Here is a 20,584-nt window from a genome sequence, read left to right as displayed (position 1 = left end):
TATTTTTTCCAAAAAGTGTATATTTAAAGCATTAGTCAAAAAGGAGGTTCCATGCATACCATGAAGTTCACCAGAACACCTCGGACATTTGAATTGAAATGGATTCCAGAAACCGACTGGCGTGACGTTTGTACACGTCGCACGCTCATTATCCGAAACCATCCGCAGGAATCGCTCATCGGATTAGCCTATAATAATGAAAACCAAGTCGTTCAAGTCACACGGAATAGTCATAAATCACATGCCCTTTATTACGTCACGTTACTAGAAAATCAGCAATCGAACCGGGCACTCTTATCAACCCGGTCACACATGACCGTCGAGTACGTCAACACACGCCTATATGACCAGATCGAAGTCGCCGAGTACAACTTACTCGACGTCCACGTCCGTCAAGAAGGGCTTGGCGAGCGCGGCCTTTTATTGGAGGCCTTCATTCAGGATGTGCAAAACAAACATCGGCATTACCGAGTCAGCGGCAATTTCGAAATCGTCACCCATCACGGGCTCGTATCAAAGGATTGCTTTACCCGGTACGGTTTTAAGCTACATCAACATGCTTTAGTCCTGCAGAATTTCGATAGTCCGCTTTTAGTGACATAACAGAAGAATCAATACCTCAACTTTTTAAAAAGATTGCGGGGAACGATGATGCATCCGATTCAGCAACTCTTAAAAAAAACGACTTATATGACGGGGTTTTGTTTACTCGCCGTCGCCTGTATCGATTTGTTTAAGCGTCAGCAGACACGCGGACCGAAGTGGGTTTGGGGTCTCACCATTTTCAGTGTCAATTATATCGGGCCCCTCCTTTATTTAGCGTGGGGCCGTCACCCGGCAGGCGAGGTAAACGAGCAACGCGCCGATTGAAAACACATCGCTGTACAACGCCTGTCCTGCTACTGGAACAAGCCTTGTACGGCGATGTGTTTTTTCCAAAAATAAGAGCTAGTCCCGCCCCCTTTTTTGTGTTATTTTGTATCTAATCAAATCGTACAATCACTTTAAAACAAGAGGTTACATATGCAACCCAATACAGAGACATTACCGATCGCATGCTGGAACACGATTACGACGTACCACAATCATCAAACGAAACAAGTCAATGCCTTCTTAAAGACGTGGGACCTCTCGCACACGATGTTCGAGGTCTTGCGCTGCTTAAAGTCGACGACATGTACAAGTCAAAAAGAAATCGCCTGCCTGATTCATGTCACGGACGGGACGATTTCTCAAGGGATTAAAAAGCTGTTCGCCAAGCGCCTGATCGAAAAACAACGTCACCGCAAGGTCAACTATTTCCATCTGACACCGGCTGGAGAACGGTTTTTAAACGAAGTCTTACCGAAATACGAACGTTTTCAAGCGAATCAATTTCATGCCTTGACCGCATCGCAACAACACGCGTTGCATCAACTTGTAACGCAGCTCCATAGTACACAACAACAGGAAGGGGAAGTTCGATGAATCCACATGCTGCCTTTTCATCGATTGGACACTGGCAATCGATCCAACGCATCCACAATCGTTACGTCAAAGAAGTCAATGATACGTTAAAACAATGGGAACTCTCGCGTTCTCAATTCGATATGCTCTATACGTTGTACCAACTAGAGAGCGCGACACAAAAGTCGCTTGAGACGACACTCGAGCTCTCGAGCGGATCGATTTCACAGACGCTAAAAAAACTGATGCAAAACCGACTCTTAACCCGTAAACGGATTGACCGTGAAAAACGGATCGTTCTGACGGCGGACGGAGAAACACTCGTCCAGGCATCCGCGCCGGTCATCGAAGTCATCGACGAACGTTACTTCCAGTCCTTTACGAAAAACGATCATCAAACGTTTGATCAATTGTTGAACAAAATGCAAAACAGTCAATTTTGATAGCAAAAGGAGGCCGGCCTGCATGATTCTCAGACACTACACCCATCGTCAGTTTTTACCGGCAATCGTTGCCCGGGGCGGCATCTCTACAAACCTTCACACGGAAAGTCCGCATAGCGGTTATTTACTGTTTGAGCTGAACCCTACAACAAATCAACTCGCACAGACCGTCCATCAGTTCTATTCGAACTCAGAACCCCCTTGGGACGAGACGGATACGGTCGTCCTCGATTTTGACTTCGTCAAACTGCAGGCTGCCGGCATCGAGGTGCACAAGACACCGCATCACTTCGCTGACGACCTGGCGCCGAATCAACCTGCGGATTCTTTTCGCTTCGTCCAAAGCTTCTTATCGCTCGGTTATTTAACGGAAGCGTCACGAGAGCAATTATCCGAATATTACTGATAAAACAAAAAGAACAGGCGCAAGTCGCCTGTTCTTTTTGTTTTATCAGTTGCGTCGACTGTACACAAACATCATTACCGGGAAGGTCATGACCTGAATGACGAGTACACACAACAACGCTGTCATGAGATCGTCAACGACTTGCCACTGAACGAGCATCAGCACCACAAACACATAGAGGATACTCAAGGCATATGACATGTGACCACTTTTCATCTTGATTTCTTCTTGTCGTTCATCATAGGGTTCAGCAGCCGGGAAGACGACATCGGTCGCGAGTTGACTAAGTCCCGCTAATGTCAAGATTATACCGAGTGGATACGGTCCATCGAACAGCGTCAGATAACCGCCGTACAATAACATAATAGCGGCGAGTAAACGATTGATCACCGGCAGATGTTTCATAATAAATTCTCTCCTTTTTTCTTCGATTCGGGTACAAAAATCGCTTCAATCGGACATTCGAACAGCGATGCAATTGAAAAAGCGAGCGCAAGCGACGGATTATACCGCTCCTTTTCAATCGAAATGATCGTCTGTCTCGACACGCCTAATGCGTTCGCGAGCTCACCTTGCGACCAGTGGCGTCCCTCCCGTAACAGCTTTACCTTATTTTTCATTTCAACCACCCTTCCATTTCCAATAATATGTAAAATTTAATTCGCTTGTCAAGTTTCCTTTACACATAACATAAAAAAAACAGACACCGGTATAGGTGCCTACTTTCGTATCGTCCGTTCTCGGGGATGCGTTGCGAGCATCGCATCCTTGATTGAGGAGACATAAGGATCCGTTGCCTGATCAAACGCTTGGGGTGTCGGATATTGCCCGACAATTTGACCCTAATCCAAAATCATAAATTGATCACTGAGTGCTTGGGCTGCCTGGACATCATGGGTAATAAAAAGGTATGCCAAATCATATGTTTCTTTTAAATCACGTAACAGCTTCAAAATCATCGCCTTATTGACCATATCGAGACTGCTGGCGGCTTCGGATTTGTCGCGATTGCGCGGGCGGTTGTAACTTCACTTCACTTCACTCCGACATAAGAACGATGCTGACGGAATCGGTTGAAGTAAGGCGTGACCAGTCATCCGGTTAAACGTATAATACGTATTGTGCCAAAATTCGGTACCGCCTTCTGTGTGTAGTAAATTTCAATGGGTGCTGCCTGTCGATTTTATTCGGCTGATTGAGCCAGTTAGAGTCGTGCCTCATTTGGATTTCTCCTGTTTTGAAACGTTTGCGTTGCAACCTCCTATACGTTTACGGTTCATCTTTAAACTGTTCGAACTCGAGGTGTTTCGGCTCCCGGAAATCAATAGACGCTTCGGATGGATCTAAAAAGTTGTGTCCTAAGTATACTGCATAGTAATCTCCGTTAGTTTCTCGAACGTTAAAGTCATACGATGTCCGAGGTTCGTCATGTAAGACGAGAATATAGTCGTAACCAAACTTCGAGAAATAACTTTTTATTTGATACTCGTCTTTTTCCAGTCCGTACTGCTGTTCGAGTTGGTCCTCCAAGTATAATTGACGCAGGATTTTCTGATGAAAAGTATAAAAAAAACACGAGATCAACACGAGCAATATCCCGATTAAAACCATTCGTCCGACCCGCCACTTGCCGTTTGCTTTCCAAAAGTTCGTCATCGGCTGTCCTTTCCTGCAGTTGAACCTACAATACTTCACAAATAATAAAGCGATAGTGATTTTTCATGAAATGGTCGAGAACACTTTTAAGCGACCCAAGCTTCTTGTTCCTCACGCTTTTTGAAGGAAAATACATAAAGCGCATGTTGTTCTCCTACATAACACGTTTATATAAGAACAGCATTGCCGGGTACGTAAGCATTTGCAAACTAAACATGATCAATAACGCCGTCATGACATGTTGAATGAGATTAAAGTGAACGAGCGCTAAGAGAGCGAACGCATACAGAACACTTAAAGCATAAGATGTACTGCCACTTTTCGACTGGACGGACCGTTGCCGCTCATCAACCGAATCGTTCTTCGGAAAAACTAAATCAACCGTTAACTGGGTAATCCCCGCTAAAATTAAAGCGATGCTGAGCGTGTCCGGTACTTCAAATACAGCTAAGTATCCTCCATACAATAGAAAAGCAGTAGCTAGAAAACGCCTGAACACATTGACTCTTTTCATGATTCACTCTCCTCTTTTAGACGTCATTAACATATTTTTAATCGCGTAGACACCGTTCTACCTCTTATTTACGATGCAGCACACCCTCCCGATCAAGTCGGACATGCATCTGATTATCGATCTCTAACTCGAGCGGACTCGTCAGCGCTATTTTCGGTGAAAATAACCACGGCCGTCCGGCGCGCCCGAGCAACAGATGGGTCCCGTCTTCCGGTTCTCCGAGGAAGTTCAGGAAATCCGGTTTGATTGGCTGACGATCCCGCCGAACGATACCGAGTTCAGCAAATCTTGCCCCGACACCGGCGACGTCCGGCGTCGTCACGTTCATTTCACCGATATCGAGTATATCCTGTACGCTAAACGTTGAAAGCGACTTATCCGGATTGACGGCATGGCGGGCAATCAATTCGACGACGTTCTCGTCCGGATCGTAAAAGTAGACGGAATGGGCATCGATGTTTTCAAAATAAATTTCGTCCGCACCGTCCTCGATCAATAACGGGAGGCGTTGCCGCAACCAATTCTTCGCCAGCTGAAACGCATCCCCCGGAATATTGAACGCAAAGTGATATTGTTTCGCTTGCTGCGTCGTGTCCAGTTCAAATCGAAGCTGACTCGTCCCGATTTGAACCGTAAAGGATGTTTCCATCTTCTCGACGAGCGGAAAACTGAGTGTCCCAGTGTAAAAGTCCTGCATCGGTTTTAATTGATTCGTCCAAAGTGTCGCCACTGTAATTTTCATTCCACGTTCCCTCCATTTTGATTCCGTTACATTTAATAGCTTCAGTATACAGCATTTGATGTATAATACTGGTTAAAAAGTAAGAACTCACCTATCGAAACGGAGGAAGTCAAATGAAACGGTATAACATTGAATGCGCAGGTACCTCTACACAGGTCACCGAATGGGGCGAACCGGACCGTCCGGTGATTTTTTGCCTGCACGGCCTCGGCGGAACAAGCCTCAGCTTCATTGAACTGGCTGATGCCTTGAAACATGACTACCGGATTGTTTCGATTGACGCCCCGGGTCACGGAAAAACGGAACCGTTCGCAGACGAAAACGACTACCGGTTTGCCCGCTTCTCCGATTGGCTGAACCAACTGTTTGAACTTCTACATATCCAAGATTTCTATTTTCTCTCGCACTCCTGGGGTAGTTTCATCGCGCTCTTTTATCAGAAGGAACAGCCGGAGCGGGTCCGCGGCTCGATTTTGATTGACGGCGGGTATCAGAGTAAACGATTGCGCGGCACACCGCTCGAGCAAGAAGCTGCCTTTTACGAGACCGACTTCGAAGAATCGGTTGCGACACTCGAAGAGTTTTTAGACGTCGCTGTCTATGGACCGAAGATGCGCCGGTCGCCGTTACTTGACTTGGCCGGACAAGATTTTGTCCGGATGCAGGACGGACGATATTACTGGCATGCCCGTGCGAAAACGGCGCGTGCGATCCTGGCGGCAATGTATCAGGACGAAATTCTCGACTTCCTTGACGACGTCCCGGGGGAAAACGTGCTGTTGCTGCGGGCGACGTTACCCGTCTCGGATGAACCGTTCCGCCAAGAAGCGATTGCCATCTGGCAGGAGAAAACCGGTGGGACGGTAATATCTGCTCAGTCAACTTCCCACATCTTGCACTGGGATGATCCGGAGGTTGTCCTTGAAGCGATTCGGAAAAACTGGTCAACGGATGATGTTTCCGCCCCCTTCACGAGATAGATGACATGGAGCTAATCATGATAGCTTGCACAAAAACAACAAGAGACGTCCCACGCCGAGCATATGCAAGGCATGGACGTCTCTTCTTACGTGACCTGCTGTTAGGCCACTACAATCAGCACCATTCGATTTGAAAGCGTCCACCGGGTCCAATCTGTTGCAGCAACGGCCAATCCGCTTCAATCACGCGACCGACGACATTGATCCGTTCGTCGGCAGCAAGATTCCGTTTCGTGACTTGCAATTCGCCGGCGTACCGTCCGTACTTAAGATTGTCGATCGTGACCGATCCGACAGGCCGGTCTGATAAGGTCGCGGGTTCTAATAATCCATTGCCCGGCCGACCGGAGCTACGCGACTCGACGGACCGGATGACGTCGCGTGCCGGATCCAGTCGATTCGTCTGTACGCGCGTCAACAACGGATCATCGCTTTGACCCGTCGCCCGGAGGACAATGATTCCCTCCTGATAGGCAGCAAACTGTTTCATCGTGCTCGCCGACAAACCCGGGTCTCCAATCAGAATCCGGTCGACGGATGCTTGAAGCTCGAGATAACAGGCAAACGGTGATCTTCTGCGGTGGTCTTCGAGCGTCGGTAACGTGGCATGAAGCGGACCACGCAGTTGTCCGTCTCCCGGAATGAACGCTTGGACACGGATTCCCTGCCCACGGAGCCATTCATTTTTATCATTGAACCAGCCCAGATCGAGTCCTGTTTCCGGTCGCGGATAATAGTTGTGCCAGGCCTCGATCTGCTCAAGGACAAGCCCCTCCGCTTTCATCGCAGCGAGCTCCTCTGCCGTCAGCGTGCTGGCGTTTAAGGCGACCATCATCTGTTTTGACAAGTCCGCGACCTGCTTCGGCGTGATGCCATAATCGACCCGCAGACCGGTCACGCCCCATTCGATTAAGCTAGCAGCATCGTCCCACGTCTTGCCGAGTGCGGCAAGCGAACTCGGTGCGATATCCGCGACGAGTTCCATCTCGAGCTCCCGAGCGAGCGCCCCGAGGTCCCGCAAGCGCTCCGTATACAGCGTCGGGTCGTCTTCCGGAATATGTAATGAGGTAAAGATTGAGGTAAAACCAATTGTCCGCATCTGCCGGATGTTGTCTTTCGCTTCATCAATCAACGGTTCACTTAAATAAACGGCGAGTCCTTTCATCTGCTTCACTCCTCTTGATTGACTGGATATTTGCTCTTAACGAATTGTTACTAAAGTACCAATATAAGAATTTTTTAGGAGGTATTCTACAAATTATGATACCATGAGGAGGAGATACTTAAAGGAGCGATTATCAATGAAACGAATTTTAATCCCATTGCTGTCGATTGTCTGCCTCGTACTGATTTGGAACGGCTACAGCCAACGTGCTGATTCAAAGGTGGACCTGTTCCACTACAAACATACTTATGTCGGCGATAATAGTGCTGTCGGAACGATCGTCAAGCAATTGGCACACCATCAAGAGTTGCGACAAATCGCTCTTGAAACCAAACAAACACCGTACGGAATCACTTTAGACTATAAAGAAATTGAGACAGAAGAAGTCGAACAAGAAATCAAAGAAACGGTCTTGTATAATGCAACCTATCTCTTTGCACTTGTCGACAATGTCGACCACATCACCTTTTCGTTCCCGGACTATACCTTCAAGGTGACGCGGGAACAGCTTGACGGGTGGTACAACACGCAACTCAGCACAATCGAACAGGAAAAAGACTTGAAAAAGCTGATCCGGAATCAGCTGAAGTCCGATAAATCAGTGAATCAGTTTTTTGCTCATTGATTTTAAATGGGCCGGGAGTCAAAAAAAAGATGGAACATCACCTCAAACGTGATCTTCCATCTTTTTATTTCTTCTGAAATCCTCTATCCCCGTTAAATCCCGTCTGCCATTTCCTCCTTAAAGCCAAACCAATACGTAAACAGGAATCCTGCCGCGTACGAGATGATAAGACCGGCGATATACGTCAAGTACATCCCGTTATCAATCAACGGTGTCAACGACAGACCGGATACACCGATTCCAAGTGCCGTCGTCTTCATCGTCGCCTGGAAAGCTCCGCCGACAGCTGCTCCCATACACGCCGTCAAGAATGGACGACCGAGTGGTAACGTGACCCCGTACAGTAACGGCTCACCGATCCCGAGGAAACCGACCGGAATCGCCCCTTTAATAATGTTACGTAAACGCTGATTGCGTGTCTTGACGAAAATCGCCAGTGCCGCCCCGACTTGACCCGCACCTGCCATTGCGAGAATCGGTAGGAGTGGCGTATCGCCAATCGTGTTCAGGAGCTCCAAATGAATCGGTGTCAAGCCATGGTGGAGACCGACCATGACGAGCGGCAGGAAGAATCCAGCGAGCACGGCACCGGCGAGTGGTCCACCGACTTCAAGCGTCGCATTGATGCCTAACATGATGCCGTCGGACAAGATACCGGCGACCGGCATGATGGCATACAGTGCTGTAAAGCCGACGATCAAGACGGTCAAGAGCGGTGTAAAGATGATATCGATCGAGACCGGCATGAAGCGGCGGATGTGTTTTTCAAGATAGGTCATCAGCCAGGCGGCAAAGATGACACCAAACAGTCCGCCCCGACCGACGACGAGCGGTTCCCCGTATATAACGATGTCGACGAGTAACGGATTAAATAAAATCCCGCCGGCAATCGCTCCGAGGACAGGTGTGCCGCCAAACTCCTTCGCCGTATTCCAGCCGACGAGGATCGCTAAGTAGGCAAAGACGGTACTTCCGAGTAACAATAGAATCTGCATCCAGGTCACTGTTGCATCGACTCCGGCATTCTTCGCGAAGTTCGCTCCGCCGTTGATGATTCCGGACGCGACCAGTCCCGGGATGAGCGGGATGAAGATGTTCCCGATCCGGCGTAAGAAGCGCTTGAACGGGGACTTTTGTTTCTCTTTAACTTTTTGCCGTTCGATCGCGGCCCGTTCCTCGAACGTCAAGTTTTCGTCGACCGATTCCTCACCGATTGCAAGTCCTGTCGTGCGGCTGAGATGATCCGTGACCCGGTTGACCGTCCCCGGTCCGACGACGAGTTGTAACGTCTCGTCATCGATGACACCCATGACACCGTCGATTTGTTTAAGTGCCTCGATGTCTGCTTTCGTCGGGTCTTTCAGCGACAACCGGACCCGGGTCATGCAGTGGGCGAGTTGCCGAATGTTATCCGTTCCCCCGACCTGTGCGAGGATGGCTTCCGCCAAGATTTCTTCTTTTTTCATCTTTTATCCCCCCTTAAAGTGCATCACGGACGAATCCGTTTGCGCGGTGCAAGCGTTCGACTGCTTCATCATACGATATGTCGGCTAAAATCATCACGATCGCCGTCTTGACGTGACCGTTCGCCGAAGTGAAAGTACGCGCTGCCGTCTCTCCGTCAACCCCGGTCGCTTCGACAATCATCCGTTTCGCACGGACTTCTAACTTTTCGTTCGTCGACTGGACGTCGACCATCAAGTTTTGATACACCTTTCCGACGCCGATCATCGCCGCCGTCGAAATCATGTTCAGGACAAGTTTTTGTGCCGTGCCCGCCTTGAGTCGAGTCGAACCGGTCAAGACTTCCGGTCCGGTTTCGACTTCAATCTTGTACTGCGCGTGCTTACTGATGACCGCTTGTTTGTTACAGGACAGGGCAACCGTCGTCGCACCGACTTCGTGTGCATAATCCAGTCCGCCGATGACATACGGTGTCCGTCCGCTCGCCGCGATGCCGATGACGGTGTCGTTTACGTTTACTTCGAGTGCCTGTAAATCTTCAACGGCAAGCGTCTGACTGTCTTCCGCCCCTTCGACGGCTTGAATCAGTGCCCGTTCCCCACCCGCAATCAGTCCGACGACCATGTCCGGCGAGACACCGAACGTCGGCACACATTCCGCCGCGTCGAGGACACCGAGTCGTCCGCTCGTCCCGGCTCCAATGTAAATCAGGCGCCCACCGGCCTGAAACGACGTAATGATCTGTTTGACGACTTCTGCAATCATCGGAATCTCTTGTCGGATGATGCTCGCAACCGACGTATCTTCTTCATTCATGACACGCAGAACCTCTTCGACCGCCATGTCGTCCAGGTGCATCGTTCGTTCGTTTCGTCGTTCTGTCGCTAATTTATCTAACATCGTCAACACCCTCTCTACTCACTATGTAACCCTTAAAAAACTTTAGTTTACTCCACTTAACAAATCATTAAAATTTTATTGCAAAAAAAGTCAATAGCGAAAGCCCAATCTGATTGATTGAGCTCACCTATTCCCTTCACACTTACCGGTTCCAGTTCCGGAACCCGTCTCCAAACTCGAGATGAAGCGCCTCTTTAAACAGACCGTCCTCAAATTTCGGGACATCGACCGGCAGTTTTCCCTGTGGTTTCACTTCACCAAAGATGGCACGGATTCCTGCCGGTAAATTCGGTCCGGCCGATTTCGTGTTCCCGGCTTCCGAGTCGGGTCCGTTCGGATCGCCCTTGAAACCGTAGACAAGCAGTTGCGCTTTCGCGTCCGGTTGCACGGCGACATCATACGGATTCCGGAGACTGAGCAGGACGGACGGTGTGTTGGTCCGTTTCGCCTGACGGAAGACTTCCGCCGGTACATAATGATCCGCCGCCGTCGCTTTCAGCTTGTCACTGTTGTTGACGTTTGAGCCGACGATGATGTAGTCCGCCGCATCCAGCTTTTCCTGCAGATTCGGATTTTGATCCAGGTGCGGCGTCGACGCCGTATAATTTTCCGTCACGATGTTGACGTGTTTCAGGTTACCGGCGTTTTTCTCAAGCGACCGGATCGTCTTGACCATACTGTCCGTCTGATCTTTTGCCGGTGACAGGACGAGGATCGTCTCGCCTTTCTTTGGTTTAAGAGGCAGTGTTTTCTTATCATTCTTGACGAGCGTGACCGCGGCTTCCGTCATTTCTCGTTCAAGTGCTTTATGCTCCGGACTGCCGACGACCGTTTTTGCTTGTACGAGTTTTTCGTCGAGCGTCGCCGCGTCGACTGTTTCGTTCCAAATGCCGCGCGTTGCTTTTAACGTCAAAATTCGTTCGACGGATGCGTCAATCGTTGCTTCAGATAATTGACCGGCTTCAACGGCTGCAATCACATCGTCAAAAATCGTCTCCAGTTTCGTCACATCGTTCGAAGATCTTAAAATCGTCGGCATCAAGGCGATATCGACCCCGGCCTGAAACGTCTTGATGACGGCTTCCGACTCCGTGAAGTTGTCGGCAATCGCCTGCATGTTCAAGGCATCGGTGACGACAAGTCCGTCATAGCCGAGTTCTTCGCGCAGGACACCGGTGATGACGTCATCCGACAACGTCGCCGGTAACGGGAACGTCCCTTGTTTGGACTCGACGACTTCATCCTCGATTTGCGGCATCCCAATATGTGCCGTCATGATCATGTCGATGCCTTCCGCAATCGCCCGTTTAAACGGAATCAGTTCAAGCTGTTGTAATGCTTCAAGTGATTTGTCGACGACCGGCAGACCGTAATGCGAATCGACCGCCGTATCGCCGTGTCCCGGGAAGTGTTTCGCCGTCGCAACGACACCTTGTTCCTGGATGCCGCGTGTCATCGCCGAACCGAGTTCCCCAACCAGGTTCGGATCACTCGAAAACGAGCGGACGCCGATGACCGGATTGCCCGGGTTGTTGTTGACGTCTAGGACCGGACCAAAGTTGACGTTGATGCCGAGGGCCTTCAACTCGGACCCGATGATACCGCCTGCCGCTTCCGCATAAGCCGGACTGCGGGTCGCCCCGATTGCCATGTTGCCCGGTAAGTTCGTCCCCGTACCGAGGCGTGTCACGATGCCGCCCTCCTGGTCAATCGTCACGAACAATGGGATATCGTTGCTTGTATCCTGCTCGACGACCTCCTGCAAGTCATGGACCAATTTCGTCGTCTGCTCCGTCTCACTGACGTTTTCCGCAAATAGGATAACGCCCCCTAAGTCAAACCGGTCGATGACCCGACCGACTTCCGGTGCCAGTTGCGTATGATTGACCCCGTCCCATAACCGGAAATCCGGCATGATCATTTGTCCGATCTTCTGCTCAAGTGTCATCTGATCCAGTTGTGCGTCGACCCGTTCCGTGACGGAGGGTGACGTTTCCGCCGCGACCGGTTGCATCGGCAGTGACGCGGCGAGTAGCACCGTCGTCAATCCGAGTGTTGCCGTCCAGTTGAGTTTCTGTCCCATATGCTCAGCTCCCCTTTAATGAAATCATTGACCGTTATAAGACAATGTAATATAAAAACATCGTTTTGACTGTACATCGCTCGTTGATCCGTGATTCGTGCGCAAGTTCCCCGTGTTCACCAACAGTATAGCAAGTCCTCATTTAAGAAACAATGTTTTAATTGAAAGCGTAATCAAATTAAAACAAAATTACTGAAATGAAATAAAAAAACCTACCTCGCTAAAGGTAGGCAGGTTGTAGAACAATTAAAAATCTGGTGTTCATGAATGTTTAGCCGCTCATTTCATTCTTTTCTCAAATCGCCTCTTAGCGCCAATCTTGTACGCCGCTACGCTACGATGCAGGGCTGGTTTTGGTTACCCTTTCCCTTAAAAGCGATTCATGTCGGAAATCACGTCAATGCCCTCGCTATCAAAAGTAAGAATTGTAACTGACATTCCAACCACTGAAGCAGCGGGCTTCCTAGCCATAAATTCTGTGAAGACAGACATCTAAATAAGGAAATTAAGTTGAAGCAATGATTTCGTTGACGATATCTGATAAGCGCTCTTTATATTGTTCGATTTCATATACTTCATTAATTTTATGTCGCACATTCGGTTCATCACGGAAAGTTATATATTTATTTGTTAATGAATTAAGGTGCAAACGACAGACCCATTTCCGATTACTATCATCAATCAGAATGTTAAAGTAGCTCGCGTTATCCCGATAAAAAATTCGATTTTTATCGACTGTCGATCCAAGTAACACCTTTACGGTTGCATACCCCTCAATTTCTTCTTGTGTGGTTTCAATCGAAGGCTGTGATGGAATATCTATACCCGGTTCATCGATGCTATTTTCTGCTTCTAACTCTGATGAGGAAGGAACAGAAACCGTCGATGATTCCGAGTCTCCTGAAATCACATGTTTGATTCGTTCATTCATATTCTCATTCATGAACTGTGTAAACGCTTTTGAAACGATAGGTCTAAACTTATCAACCACAGTTTGCGTTTTAATCCCTTGATAGCAGTCTTGAATCAGTAATCTAATAAACTCGTCGCTCGGTAACTGTGATTGTGTTTTTAACTGTTCTTTAATCGCACTTAAATATTTTAGTTCCTCTGCTGTAGAGAGAATCGTGTTGACGTTAAATTCTTGTTTTTTAAATTTGTACAGCTCTTTGATTTCATTATCCTTAATGGTAGACAGTGTAATTTCAAAGAATGGAACAGTATCCATTACGTTGGGTGTTTCTAAATCCGTGTAGAATCGATAAGTATCGCCATTCGTTAAAATAGCAAACTTAGCTTGCGTCGTTCCATAGTACCTAAACAGTTGCGAATCATGTTTCGTGAGAGGTTCTCGGATTGATTTAGCTTCAATAAGAATAGTCGGCTGTCCCTGATCCATGATTGCATAATCAACCTTTTCACCCTTTTTTATTCCGACGTCAGCAATATACTCCGGAGTGAACTCTGCCGGATTAAATACGTCATAACCCAACGTTTGAAAAAACGGCATAATTAAAGCGGTTTTAGTAGCTTCTTCGGTAGAAATCGAATGTTGAATTTGCTGAATCCTTTGAGAGACCAAACGAATATCTGAAGAAAATTTTTCCAATATAAAAACCTCCTCATTTCATAGTTCATTAAAAATGTATTTAAAGTGAACTAATGTTAATTCACATTATACAGGAATTTCCATTTACCACCAAGTAAAAACAGAAATTAACGATATTTAATCAGAAATTATCCGATTAGCTTTATTTAACTTAGTTTGACGTGTAAAAATGATAATTACATAACTCGATTCACGTAAAGGAGTACTAAAGACATGAAAAAATTCAGAGGCAAACGGCGCTACTTCCGAAATCTTCAAAAAGAACAACAACTCAGCGCCCATCCGCTCGATTTCAGTCCTGACAGCTGGTTCGATTTTTGGCACGTCCACCTCGATTTTGACGGACACGGAAACGGTCACCTTAAGATGCGAACAGCACATGTCCGGGCCTTGTTTCATCTGATGGATGAGTTAAACACCGCTCTTCAAACGTGGGGACAACCGTACCAGCTCTGGATCGAACTGTCCCAGCTGGATGCAGGATTGGACGCCGTTTTTATCCATACAAATAATCCGAACGACGATAATTTTCCGTTTACCGATCCAACGTTAACGGAACCGACCGAAAGATTGCCGGACTATTTGCAAACCATCGAGGGTTTGGAGCAATACCAAATCCGGTTGTCCGAACGAATCACGTATGATCCGTTCGACGACGAACCGGAAGAAATCACGGATCACATTCTCGTCATCGAACGACGAGGGAGTCGTCACCCTCTTTAACCACGTACATACGGACGGTCCTATGAAAGGAACAGTCCGTCGATTGCAACTGACCTTTATATTCTTTTGAACATCATTTTCGAACCGGCAAGGAACATGATCAGAAGTACGCCGCCGAATATGAGATTGATCAGCCAAGGTAATGTTCCCGTGAATACTTCTTTAGCCGCACCGTTGAACCAGTAAGCTAGAGCCGCAAACAACACCACGCTCATCAGCAGGATAAACGAAAAGCCACTGTCCTGCTTCTATGTTTTCTTGGCAATCCCGCAACCGATGAGAAAAACAACCACTGCTCCAATTGCAAAATAAATGTAAAACCATGCCTCGACAGACAGCATAAACGGACCAGCTCCTATTAAGAAATGAATTTCCTTAATAAGGAATTTTCCGTTTTAATCTCTAATCCTTTCGCACGGTCAAACACTTCAATCGTACTAACAAAAACGACCGCCTGAAATCAGGACGGTCGTTTTGCTGTGCAGTATGATAGTCCGCTTTAAGAAGAAACGACTTCCTCACCCGTCAAATCGATATGTCCTTCGCCCCACGCACACATGGCGTCGAGAATCGGACGCAATGACCAACCGTAGTCGGATAAGGAATAGATGACTTTCGGTGGGACTTGTTCGTAGACGGTCCGGATGATGACACCGTCCTGTTCAAGCTCGCGCAGTTGCTGCGTCAACATTTTTTGCGTGATGTTTGGCATCAGCTTCTTCAATTCACTTGTCCGTCGTTCTCCTTTGATGAGATGGCACATGATGACGACTTTCCATTTGCCTCCGATGACTTGCAGCGTCGCTTCGACCGGAATGTTATAGGCCATGCTGATTCTTCCTTTCGATTCTTGGAGTACAGCGGGACAGGTACTTTTTAGTGCCTATCGTACTTAAAAGTGCGTACTTCTCAAGTGCATTTGATGGGTTCATGATAACAACTGTCAACAGAAAGTACAAGTTGCTTTCGTCCATTGATTTGATAATAGTAGGTAAGGTACTTTTTAGTGCCTATGGTACTTGAAAGTGCGTACTTCCTTAATTCAACTTGCCACTCTATGATGGAATGCAGAAGCTTCTCCTTTTCATCAAGCAGACTGGGCCCGGTCTGCCGGCAACAAACTGTTTTCTATTCATTTCAACCTTAGGAGGAATTATCATGAATCAATTAAACCCCCGTTCCGAACAGGAACAGGTTCCTAAAAACGGTCGCCTCGCCCTGCTTGCCCTTGCAATCAGCGCTTTCGGCATCGGAACAACAGAATTCGTCCCGGTCGGATTGCTTGCTGCCATCGCCGGTGACTTAAATATCGGCATCACTCTTGCCGGGTTAATCATTTCCGGATATGCGATCGGCGTCGCCGTCGGTGCCCCGATTCTGACTGCTTTAACGAACCGGATGAACCGGAAAACGTTACTGATGGCATTGATGGTCGTCTTTATCGCCGGTAATCTCGTCTCTGCCGTCGCTCCCAGTTTTGAACTGTTGATCGTCGCCCGTTTTATCACCGCTTTCTCGCACGGTGTCTTCTTCTCGATCGGTGCGACGATTGCCGTTCAGCTCGTACCGGCAGATAAAAAAGCCAGTGCCATCGCCTTGATGTTCACCGGACTGACGGTCGCAACGGTTACCGGCGTCCCGCTTGGTACGTTCATCGGTCAAGCGTTCGGTTGGCGCGCGACGTTCTTCGCAGTAGCCGCATTAGGTCTTGTCTCAATCATCGCCAGTTTCTTCTTAATTCCAAAAGACTTGAAACAATCTCCACCAGCGAAGTTTTCCGACATGTTTAAATTGTTGACGAACGGGCGTCTGCTGCTCGGTTTCTTAATCACTGCGCTTGGTTACGGTGGAACGTTTGTCGCCTTCACCTACTTGACGCCGATCATGCAGGACGTGACGAAAATCAGTCCGAGCCTGATCAGCATCATCCTGCTCGTCTACGGCATTGCCGTCGCGATCGGCAACGCAGTAGGTGGAAAACTCGCCAACGGCAACCCGATTAAAGCGTTGTTCTATATGTTCATTTTGCACGCCATCGTCATGATCGCCTTGTCATTCATGATTCCGTTTAAAGTCGCCGGCATCATCGGCATCATCTTGATGGGACTTCTTGCCTTCATGAATGTCCCGGGACTCCAGCTCTATATCGTCCAATTGGCTGAGAAATATGTCCCGGCTGCCGTTGATGTCGCGTCTGCGTTAAACATCTCCGCCTTTAACATCGGAATCGCCCTTGGTGCAACGATCGGCGGACTTGTCGCCGACACGATTGGACTCGTTCACACACCGTGGGTCGGTGGCATCATGGTCATTCTCGCCGTCATTTTGACTGCTGTCTCCCGTCGTCTTGAACGCCTGTAAAAATGAACTTTCATATTTACAGATGACAAAACCCGATAATCGTCAAACAAACCCGGCATCCGTAAATGGATGCCGGGTTTTATGTCGTCGCGACGAGCGTGAATTCCCACGGGATGTTTTCGCCGTTCCAACCCCGATGTTCGTCCAATTGTGCGAGGGTGAAGCCGTTCCGGATGACCGTGTTTACAATCTCACTCATCGTATAGTGCCGCAGCATCACCTTCGGAAATTCCGTTTGTTCAGCTGGATCAAAATGTGATTGATAGGCGATTTTGTCTTCGTACATATCCTGATCGAAATAGCGCGGGATGTACTGTGACTCCTCATCAATACAACGTTTGATCGGGTGATAGTCGCTTAAAATCAGTTTCCCGCCCGGCTTGAGCAAGGCAAACAAAATCGACGTGAATGCCTCCAGGTCATGAAAATAATGTAATGTCCCGCCTTCAAGATACAAGACATCGAATTGATGCCGGTACGTCTTCAAATTAATTTCATAGATATCTCCAACGATATACTCGAGGTGCGTCCCGGCACAGGCGGCAAGTTCCAGTGCATAACGCCGGTTTTCTTCCGAGATGTCGAAGACCGTGACGTCAGCACCGAGTAACGCCAGCGGAACCGCTTTGCGTCCGTTCGAGCCGCACAAGTTGGCAATCCGCTTGCCATTCACTTCCCCAAAATAATGCTGATGTTTCTTAAGACTCGCTTTTGGATCGGCCAGGATTGCTTTCGCCTTGTCCGCCGGCGCCCCGTCGCGTTGATTCCAAAATTCATAAGCGCGGTATTCCCAGGCGGTTTTGTTGATGGCACTTGTTTTTTCCATACCAGTCTCCCCTTTTGACGTCCCTTTTGATTTTAAGGCAAAAAAGTGTCTGATTGATTTTTTAAACAAAAACAGCACACTCCCTTCTTTACTTTAAGTTCATTTGAACCTATAATTGAAATATGAACAGAACACATTTTAAAGGAGGAAGCGCTGTTGACACTATTGATTGTATTTTTAGCGATCGTCTTCATCATGCTCGCATTGGACCTTGGCGTATTTCACAGGAAAGCTCATGAGGTTTCGCTCCGCGAAGCCTGGACGTGGACGTTCGTCTGGATCGGACTCGCCGTTGCCTTTGGTGGTTGGTTATTTTATGCGCAAGGCAGCGACGCTGCAATTGAGTACACGAGCGTATATTTCATCGAAAAGGCACTTGCGATTGATAACGTCTTCGTCTTCTCACTCGTCTTTGCGTACTTTGCGATTCCGTTGAAGTATCAGCACAAAGTCCTGTTTTGGGGCATTCTCGGTGCCATCCTCTTCCGCGTCATCTTCATCGTCGCCGGGGTGTCGCTCCTTGAGAACTTCGCCTGGGTCTACTACATCTTCGGTGCGTTCCTCGTCTACACTGGTTACATGATGTTCAAGAACATCGGGCAGGAAACGTCGCTTGAAGAGAACAAGACGGTCCGTTGGCTTGAAAAACGTTTGCCAATCACGCAGGACATCTCGTCCGGTAAGTTCACGCAGCGGATCAACGGCAAATTGTTCTTCACACCATTACTGATTGCGTTGATCTTCATCGAAATCTCGGATATCGTCTTCGCCGTCGACTCGGTCGCAGCAAGCTTTGCCTATTCGCGTGACCCGTTCATCATCTTCTATGCGAACATCATGGCAATCCTTGGTCTCCGCAGTCTCTACTTCGTCCTCGCGAACCTGATTGACCGCTTCTACTACCTGAAGCACGGACTCAGCTTCATGCTCGTCTTCATCGGGGCGAAGATGATTCTCGGTGATGTCTACAAAATGCCACTCTGGATGTCGCTCGGTACGATCGTCCTCGTCATCCTGATCAGCGTCTTCTACAGCTTCTATAAAACAAAGCCAGGAAAATAAGGTTGTATTGGCCAAGCAGGGAGTGGGTTGAATGATCCACTCCCTATTTTTGGACAGTCGCACTTTTTAGACGGATCGCTCCAGTGTTTAAAAGAATCGATACATGTTAAATAATAATAATAAAATAGAATAGCGATAATAAGGAGCGCTTAAGACTGAAGTATGTTTCATTGGACTTAGCCAATTGCTACGAAAAAAGGTTAAAACACATCCCATACGGGTGGTTTTAACCTTTTTTGTAGCATCACCGATATTAGTTACAATCGAGTCAGCTATTGACGACTTTTTCAGTTGTTTCTGCAGCCATGACCGATCGGTTGATTGACAGTTGTTCCCCTTCTTTTAAACGTTTTTTGAATTCAGCTGTCGCCGTAAACAGAACGTCTGTCGAAGAGTTAAGACCTGTCTCAAACGAATCTTGCAAGACTCCGATAATGAAACCGACGGCTACAACCTGCATCGCTATATCATTTGAAATACCGAATAGACTACATGCGAGCGGAATCAGGAGGAGTGATCCGCCTGCGACACCGGAAGCCCCGCACGCACAGACCGCAGCCAGGACGCTTAAAATGATCGCTGTCGGAAGATCGACTTGGATGCCTAACGTATTTACCGCTGCGAGCGTTAAGACGGATATCGTAATTGCCGCGCCGCCCATGTTAATTGTCGCACCGAGCGGAATGGAAATCCCGTATGTTTCTTTATCAAGGCCAAGCTTCTTACAGAGTTCCATGTTGACCGGAATGTTTGCTGCCGAGCTCCGTGTGAAGAAAGCCGTAATGCCGCTCTCACGAAGACATTTGAAGACAAGCGGATAAGGATTTTGACGAACATTGATGAATACAATCAGCGGATTGATGATCAGTGCAACAGCGAGCATCGAACCAATCAAGACGAGTAATAAATTGAGATAACTAAGCAAAGAGCTGAGACCATTTTCCGTGATCGCTCCGATGACAAGCCCCATGATACCGAGCGGAGCGAGCTTGATGATCCATCCGACCACTTTAGCAATTGCGTCCGAGAAATTCGAGATGAACGTCTTCGTCGTATCCGAAGCATTTTTAAGCGCTAACCCTAAGACGATGGCCCATGCTAGAATACCGATGTAGTTCGCATTGATTAACGCGTTGACTGGATTGTCGACGATGTTCAAGACGAGCGTCCGGAGAACTTCGACGGCATTCCCTGGAGCAGTCAGTTCTTCTGTATTTTGAGTCAGAGTAATATCTACCGGGAACAGGAAGCTAAACACGACTGCCACGATTGCTGCTAAGAACGTACCGAGAAGATACAAAAAGACGATTGACTTCATGTTCGTCTGCTGTCCTTTTTTATGCTGGGCAATCGACGCCATGACGAGGAAGAAGACCAGGACCGGTGCAACTCCCTTCAACGCGGAAACAAACAGTGTCCCAAAAATCGTTAAGGATTTTGCGGCTTCAGGAATCGATACAGCTAAAATAATACCAAGAATCAAGCCGATTGCAATTTGTTTCACTAAACTGATTTGGTTCCACATCTTCAACACTTTCATACTTTCCCCTCCAGGCTTAAAGCAAATAAATTATTTAGA

The 20,584-nt window shown here is 47.9% G+C and carries 24 protein-coding genes; 10 read left to right on the top strand and 14 right to left on the bottom strand.

Annotation, left to right across the window (positions count from 1 at the left end; all coding sequences use genetic code 11):
* The first annotated feature begins 60 nt into the window (after nucleotides 1-60).
* From AC0VYQ_RS07175 to AC0VYQ_RS07155, 5 genes are all read left to right on the top strand, one after another.
* Nucleotides 61-603, top strand: a complete 543-nt coding sequence (locus tag AC0VYQ_RS07175) for a hypothetical protein (RefSeq protein WP_475404623.1) — start codon at nucleotides 61-63, stop codon at nucleotides 601-603.
* 48 nt (nucleotides 604-651) lie between these two features.
* Entirely contained in the window at nucleotides 652-870 is a 219-nt protein-coding gene (locus AC0VYQ_RS07170; RefSeq protein WP_475404622.1) for a PLD nuclease N-terminal domain-containing protein, read from the top strand.
* A 153-nt stretch (nucleotides 871-1,023) separates the two neighbouring features.
* Nucleotides 1,024-1,467 carry a MarR family winged helix-turn-helix transcriptional regulator gene (locus AC0VYQ_RS07165; protein WP_475404621.1) on the top strand — a complete coding sequence of 148 codons (444 nt, stop codon included), beginning with the start codon at nucleotides 1,024-1,026 and terminating at the stop codon, nucleotides 1,465-1,467.
* Complete coding sequence (locus AC0VYQ_RS07160; protein ID WP_088836956.1) at nucleotides 1,464-1,889, top strand: MarR family winged helix-turn-helix transcriptional regulator; 426 nt, start codon at nucleotides 1,464-1,466, stop codon at nucleotides 1,887-1,889. Before AC0VYQ_RS07165 ends, AC0VYQ_RS07160 begins: the two co-directional genes overlap by 4 nt.
* 22 nt (nucleotides 1,890-1,911) lie before the next feature.
* Nucleotides 1,912-2,295 carry a hypothetical protein gene (locus AC0VYQ_RS07155; RefSeq protein ID WP_088836955.1) on the top strand — a complete coding sequence of 128 codons (384 nt, stop codon included), beginning with the start codon at nucleotides 1,912-1,914 and terminating at the stop codon, nucleotides 2,293-2,295.
* A 45-nt stretch (nucleotides 2,296-2,340) separates the two neighbouring features.
* Here AC0VYQ_RS07155 and AC0VYQ_RS07150 read toward each other — a convergent pair whose 3' ends face one another.
* The 6 genes from AC0VYQ_RS07150 to AC0VYQ_RS07125 form a co-directional block, all read right to left on the bottom strand.
* Complete coding sequence (locus AC0VYQ_RS07150) at nucleotides 2,341-2,700, bottom strand: DUF2178 domain-containing protein (protein ID WP_475404620.1); 360 nt, start codon at nucleotides 2,698-2,700, stop codon at nucleotides 2,341-2,343.
* Nucleotides 2,697-2,915 (bottom strand): helix-turn-helix transcriptional regulator, encoded by a 219-nt coding sequence (locus tag AC0VYQ_RS07145; protein ID WP_475404619.1) that lies wholly within the window; start codon nucleotides 2,913-2,915, stop codon nucleotides 2,697-2,699. The genes AC0VYQ_RS07150 and AC0VYQ_RS07145 overlap by 4 nt, the downstream gene beginning before the upstream one ends.
* A 222-nt stretch (nucleotides 2,916-3,137) precedes the next feature.
* Complete coding sequence (locus tag AC0VYQ_RS07140) at nucleotides 3,138-3,269, bottom strand: hypothetical protein (protein ID WP_285801295.1); 132 nt, start codon at nucleotides 3,267-3,269, stop codon at nucleotides 3,138-3,140.
* Nucleotides 3,270-3,564: 295 nt separating this feature from the next.
* Nucleotides 3,565-3,951: a hypothetical protein gene (locus tag AC0VYQ_RS07135; protein WP_475404618.1), complete on the bottom strand. Its 387-nt coding sequence runs from the start codon at nucleotides 3,949-3,951 to the stop codon at nucleotides 3,565-3,567.
* A 154-nt stretch (nucleotides 3,952-4,105) separates the two neighbouring features.
* The gene (locus AC0VYQ_RS07130) at nucleotides 4,106-4,465 is read right to left on the bottom strand and encodes a hypothetical protein (protein WP_475404617.1); all 360 of its coding nucleotides are present in this window, start codon (nucleotides 4,463-4,465) and stop codon (nucleotides 4,106-4,108) included.
* A gap of 64 nt (nucleotides 4,466-4,529) precedes the next feature.
* Entirely contained in the window at nucleotides 4,530-5,207 is a 678-nt protein-coding gene (locus AC0VYQ_RS07125) for a VOC family protein (protein WP_475404616.1), read from the bottom strand.
* 113 nt (nucleotides 5,208-5,320) lie between these two features.
* On the opposite strand from AC0VYQ_RS07125, the gene AC0VYQ_RS07120 reads away from it, so the two are divergent.
* Nucleotides 5,321-6,187, top strand: coding sequence for an alpha/beta fold hydrolase (locus tag AC0VYQ_RS07120; RefSeq protein WP_475404615.1), 867 nt, complete (start codon nucleotides 5,321-5,323; stop codon nucleotides 6,185-6,187).
* A gap of 115 nt (nucleotides 6,188-6,302) precedes the next feature.
* On the opposite strand, the gene AC0VYQ_RS07115 is transcribed toward AC0VYQ_RS07120, so the two are convergent.
* On the bottom strand, nucleotides 6,303-7,352 hold the full coding sequence (locus tag AC0VYQ_RS07115; protein WP_475404614.1) for a DUF871 domain-containing protein: 1,050 nt from the start codon (nucleotides 7,350-7,352) through the stop codon (nucleotides 6,303-6,305).
* Nucleotides 7,353-7,488: 136 nt separating this feature from the next.
* Between AC0VYQ_RS07115 and AC0VYQ_RS07110 the strand changes: the two genes are divergently transcribed.
* Nucleotides 7,489-7,977 carry a DUF4825 domain-containing protein gene (locus AC0VYQ_RS07110; protein ID WP_475404613.1) on the top strand — a complete coding sequence of 163 codons (489 nt, stop codon included), beginning with the start codon at nucleotides 7,489-7,491 and terminating at the stop codon, nucleotides 7,975-7,977.
* A 92-nt stretch (nucleotides 7,978-8,069) separates the two neighbouring features.
* On the opposite strand, the gene AC0VYQ_RS07105 is transcribed toward AC0VYQ_RS07110, so the two are convergent.
* The 4 genes from AC0VYQ_RS07105 to AC0VYQ_RS07090 form a co-directional block, all read right to left on the bottom strand.
* Nucleotides 8,070-9,443, bottom strand: coding sequence for a PTS transporter subunit EIIC (locus AC0VYQ_RS07105; protein WP_475404612.1), 1,374 nt, complete (start codon nucleotides 9,441-9,443; stop codon nucleotides 8,070-8,072).
* 13 nt (nucleotides 9,444-9,456) lie between these two features.
* Nucleotides 9,457-10,341, bottom strand: coding sequence for an N-acetylmuramic acid 6-phosphate etherase (gene murQ, locus AC0VYQ_RS07100; RefSeq protein WP_475404611.1), 885 nt, complete (start codon nucleotides 10,339-10,341; stop codon nucleotides 9,457-9,459).
* 142 nt (nucleotides 10,342-10,483) lie between these two features.
* The gene (locus AC0VYQ_RS07095; RefSeq protein ID WP_475404610.1) at nucleotides 10,484-12,424 is read right to left on the bottom strand and encodes a glycoside hydrolase family 3 protein; all 1,941 of its coding nucleotides are present in this window, start codon (nucleotides 12,422-12,424) and stop codon (nucleotides 10,484-10,486) included.
* Nucleotides 12,425-12,929: 505 nt separating this feature from the next.
* Nucleotides 12,930-14,033, bottom strand: coding sequence for a type I restriction endonuclease (locus AC0VYQ_RS07090; RefSeq protein WP_475404609.1), 1,104 nt, complete (start codon nucleotides 14,031-14,033; stop codon nucleotides 12,930-12,932).
* A 213-nt stretch (nucleotides 14,034-14,246) separates the two neighbouring features.
* Between AC0VYQ_RS07090 and AC0VYQ_RS07085 the strand changes: the two genes are divergently transcribed.
* The gene (locus AC0VYQ_RS07085) at nucleotides 14,247-14,756 is read left to right on the top strand and encodes a hypothetical protein (protein ID WP_475404608.1); all 510 of its coding nucleotides are present in this window, start codon (nucleotides 14,247-14,249) and stop codon (nucleotides 14,754-14,756) included.
* 499 nt (nucleotides 14,757-15,255) lie between these two features.
* Here AC0VYQ_RS07085 and AC0VYQ_RS07080 read toward each other — a convergent pair whose 3' ends face one another.
* Nucleotides 15,256-15,585 (bottom strand): winged helix-turn-helix transcriptional regulator, encoded by a 330-nt coding sequence (locus AC0VYQ_RS07080; protein WP_012370213.1) that lies wholly within the window; start codon nucleotides 15,583-15,585, stop codon nucleotides 15,256-15,258.
* 329 nt (nucleotides 15,586-15,914) lie between these two features.
* On the opposite strand from AC0VYQ_RS07080, the gene AC0VYQ_RS07075 reads away from it, so the two are divergent.
* Nucleotides 15,915-17,117 carry an MFS transporter gene (locus AC0VYQ_RS07075; RefSeq protein ID WP_475404607.1) on the top strand — a complete coding sequence of 401 codons (1,203 nt, stop codon included), beginning with the start codon at nucleotides 15,915-15,917 and terminating at the stop codon, nucleotides 17,115-17,117.
* 79 nt (nucleotides 17,118-17,196) lie between these two features.
* Here the strand turns inward: AC0VYQ_RS07075 and AC0VYQ_RS07070 are convergent, their stop codons facing one another.
* Nucleotides 17,197-17,943 (bottom strand): class I SAM-dependent methyltransferase, encoded by a 747-nt coding sequence (locus AC0VYQ_RS07070; RefSeq protein WP_475404606.1) that lies wholly within the window; start codon nucleotides 17,941-17,943, stop codon nucleotides 17,197-17,199.
* A gap of 156 nt (nucleotides 17,944-18,099) precedes the next feature.
* Here AC0VYQ_RS07070 and AC0VYQ_RS07065 point away from each other — a divergent pair, with 156 nt between their 5' ends.
* Complete coding sequence (locus AC0VYQ_RS07065) at nucleotides 18,100-19,005, top strand: TerC family protein (protein WP_214769467.1); 906 nt, start codon at nucleotides 18,100-18,102, stop codon at nucleotides 19,003-19,005.
* A gap of 268 nt (nucleotides 19,006-19,273) precedes the next feature.
* Here the strand turns inward: AC0VYQ_RS07065 and sstT are convergent, their stop codons facing one another.
* Nucleotides 19,274-20,545 carry a serine/threonine transporter SstT gene (sstT, locus tag AC0VYQ_RS07060; protein WP_214765724.1) on the bottom strand — a complete coding sequence of 424 codons (1,272 nt, stop codon included), beginning with the start codon at nucleotides 20,543-20,545 and terminating at the stop codon, nucleotides 19,274-19,276.
* Nucleotides 20,546-20,584 lie beyond the last annotated feature (39 nt).

The sequence above is a fragment of the Exiguobacterium sp. QJM3NY_9 genome (genome assembly GCF_056173545.1).
Note: the sequence above shows the minus strand (reverse complement) of the source record. Positions and strands in the feature narration are given on the sequence as shown.

Excerpts from the sequence above, each read along its gene's own strand:
- AC0VYQ_RS07175 (WP_475404623.1), top strand. The coding sequence starts at position 61 with ATGAAGTTCACCAGAACACCTCGGACATTTGAATTGAAATGGATTCCA.
- AC0VYQ_RS07170 (WP_475404622.1), top strand. The coding sequence starts at position 652 with ATGCATCCGATTCAGCAACTCTTAAAAAAAACGACTTATATGACGGGG.
- AC0VYQ_RS07165 (WP_475404621.1), top strand. The coding sequence starts at position 1,024 with ATGCAACCCAATACAGAGACATTACCGATCGCATGCTGGAACACGATT.
- AC0VYQ_RS07160 (WP_088836956.1), top strand. The coding sequence starts at position 1,464 with ATGAATCCACATGCTGCCTTTTCATCGATTGGACACTGGCAATCGATC.
- AC0VYQ_RS07155 (WP_088836955.1), top strand. The coding sequence starts at position 1,912 with ATGATTCTCAGACACTACACCCATCGTCAGTTTTTACCGGCAATCGTT.
- AC0VYQ_RS07150 (WP_475404620.1), bottom strand. The coding sequence starts at position 2,700 with ATGAAACATCTGCCGGTGATCAATCGTTTACTCGCCGCTATTATGTTA.
- AC0VYQ_RS07145 (WP_475404619.1), bottom strand. The coding sequence starts at position 2,915 with ATGAAAAATAAGGTAAAGCTGTTACGGGAGGGACGCCACTGGTCGCAA.
- AC0VYQ_RS07140 (WP_285801295.1), bottom strand. The coding sequence starts at position 3,269 with ATGGTCAATAAGGCGATGATTTTGAAGCTGTTACGTGATTTAAAAGAA.
- AC0VYQ_RS07135 (WP_475404618.1), bottom strand. The coding sequence starts at position 3,951 with ATGACGAACTTTTGGAAAGCAAACGGCAAGTGGCGGGTCGGACGAATG.
- AC0VYQ_RS07130 (WP_475404617.1), bottom strand. The coding sequence starts at position 4,465 with ATGAAAAGAGTCAATGTGTTCAGGCGTTTTCTAGCTACTGCTTTTCTA.
- AC0VYQ_RS07125 (WP_475404616.1), bottom strand. The coding sequence starts at position 5,207 with ATGAAAATTACAGTGGCGACACTTTGGACGAATCAATTAAAACCGATG.
- AC0VYQ_RS07120 (WP_475404615.1), top strand. The coding sequence starts at position 5,321 with ATGAAACGGTATAACATTGAATGCGCAGGTACCTCTACACAGGTCACC.
- AC0VYQ_RS07115 (WP_475404614.1), bottom strand. The coding sequence starts at position 7,352 with ATGAAAGGACTCGCCGTTTATTTAAGTGAACCGTTGATTGATGAAGCG.
- AC0VYQ_RS07110 (WP_475404613.1), top strand. The coding sequence starts at position 7,489 with ATGAAACGAATTTTAATCCCATTGCTGTCGATTGTCTGCCTCGTACTG.
- AC0VYQ_RS07105 (WP_475404612.1), bottom strand. The coding sequence starts at position 9,443 with ATGAAAAAAGAAGAAATCTTGGCGGAAGCCATCCTCGCACAGGTCGGG.
- murQ (WP_475404611.1), bottom strand. The coding sequence starts at position 10,341 with ATGTTAGATAAATTAGCGACAGAACGACGAAACGAACGAACGATGCAC.
- AC0VYQ_RS07095 (WP_475404610.1), bottom strand. The coding sequence starts at position 12,424 with ATGGGACAGAAACTCAACTGGACGGCAACACTCGGATTGACGACGGTG.
- AC0VYQ_RS07085 (WP_475404608.1), top strand. The coding sequence starts at position 14,247 with ATGAAAAAATTCAGAGGCAAACGGCGCTACTTCCGAAATCTTCAAAAA.
- AC0VYQ_RS07080 (WP_012370213.1), bottom strand. The coding sequence starts at position 15,585 with ATGGCCTATAACATTCCGGTCGAAGCGACGCTGCAAGTCATCGGAGGC.
- AC0VYQ_RS07075 (WP_475404607.1), top strand. The coding sequence starts at position 15,915 with ATGAATCAATTAAACCCCCGTTCCGAACAGGAACAGGTTCCTAAAAAC.
- AC0VYQ_RS07070 (WP_475404606.1), bottom strand. The coding sequence starts at position 17,943 with ATGGAAAAAACAAGTGCCATCAACAAAACCGCCTGGGAATACCGCGCT.
- sstT (WP_214765724.1), bottom strand. The coding sequence starts at position 20,545 with ATGAAAGTGTTGAAGATGTGGAACCAAATCAGTTTAGTGAAACAAATT.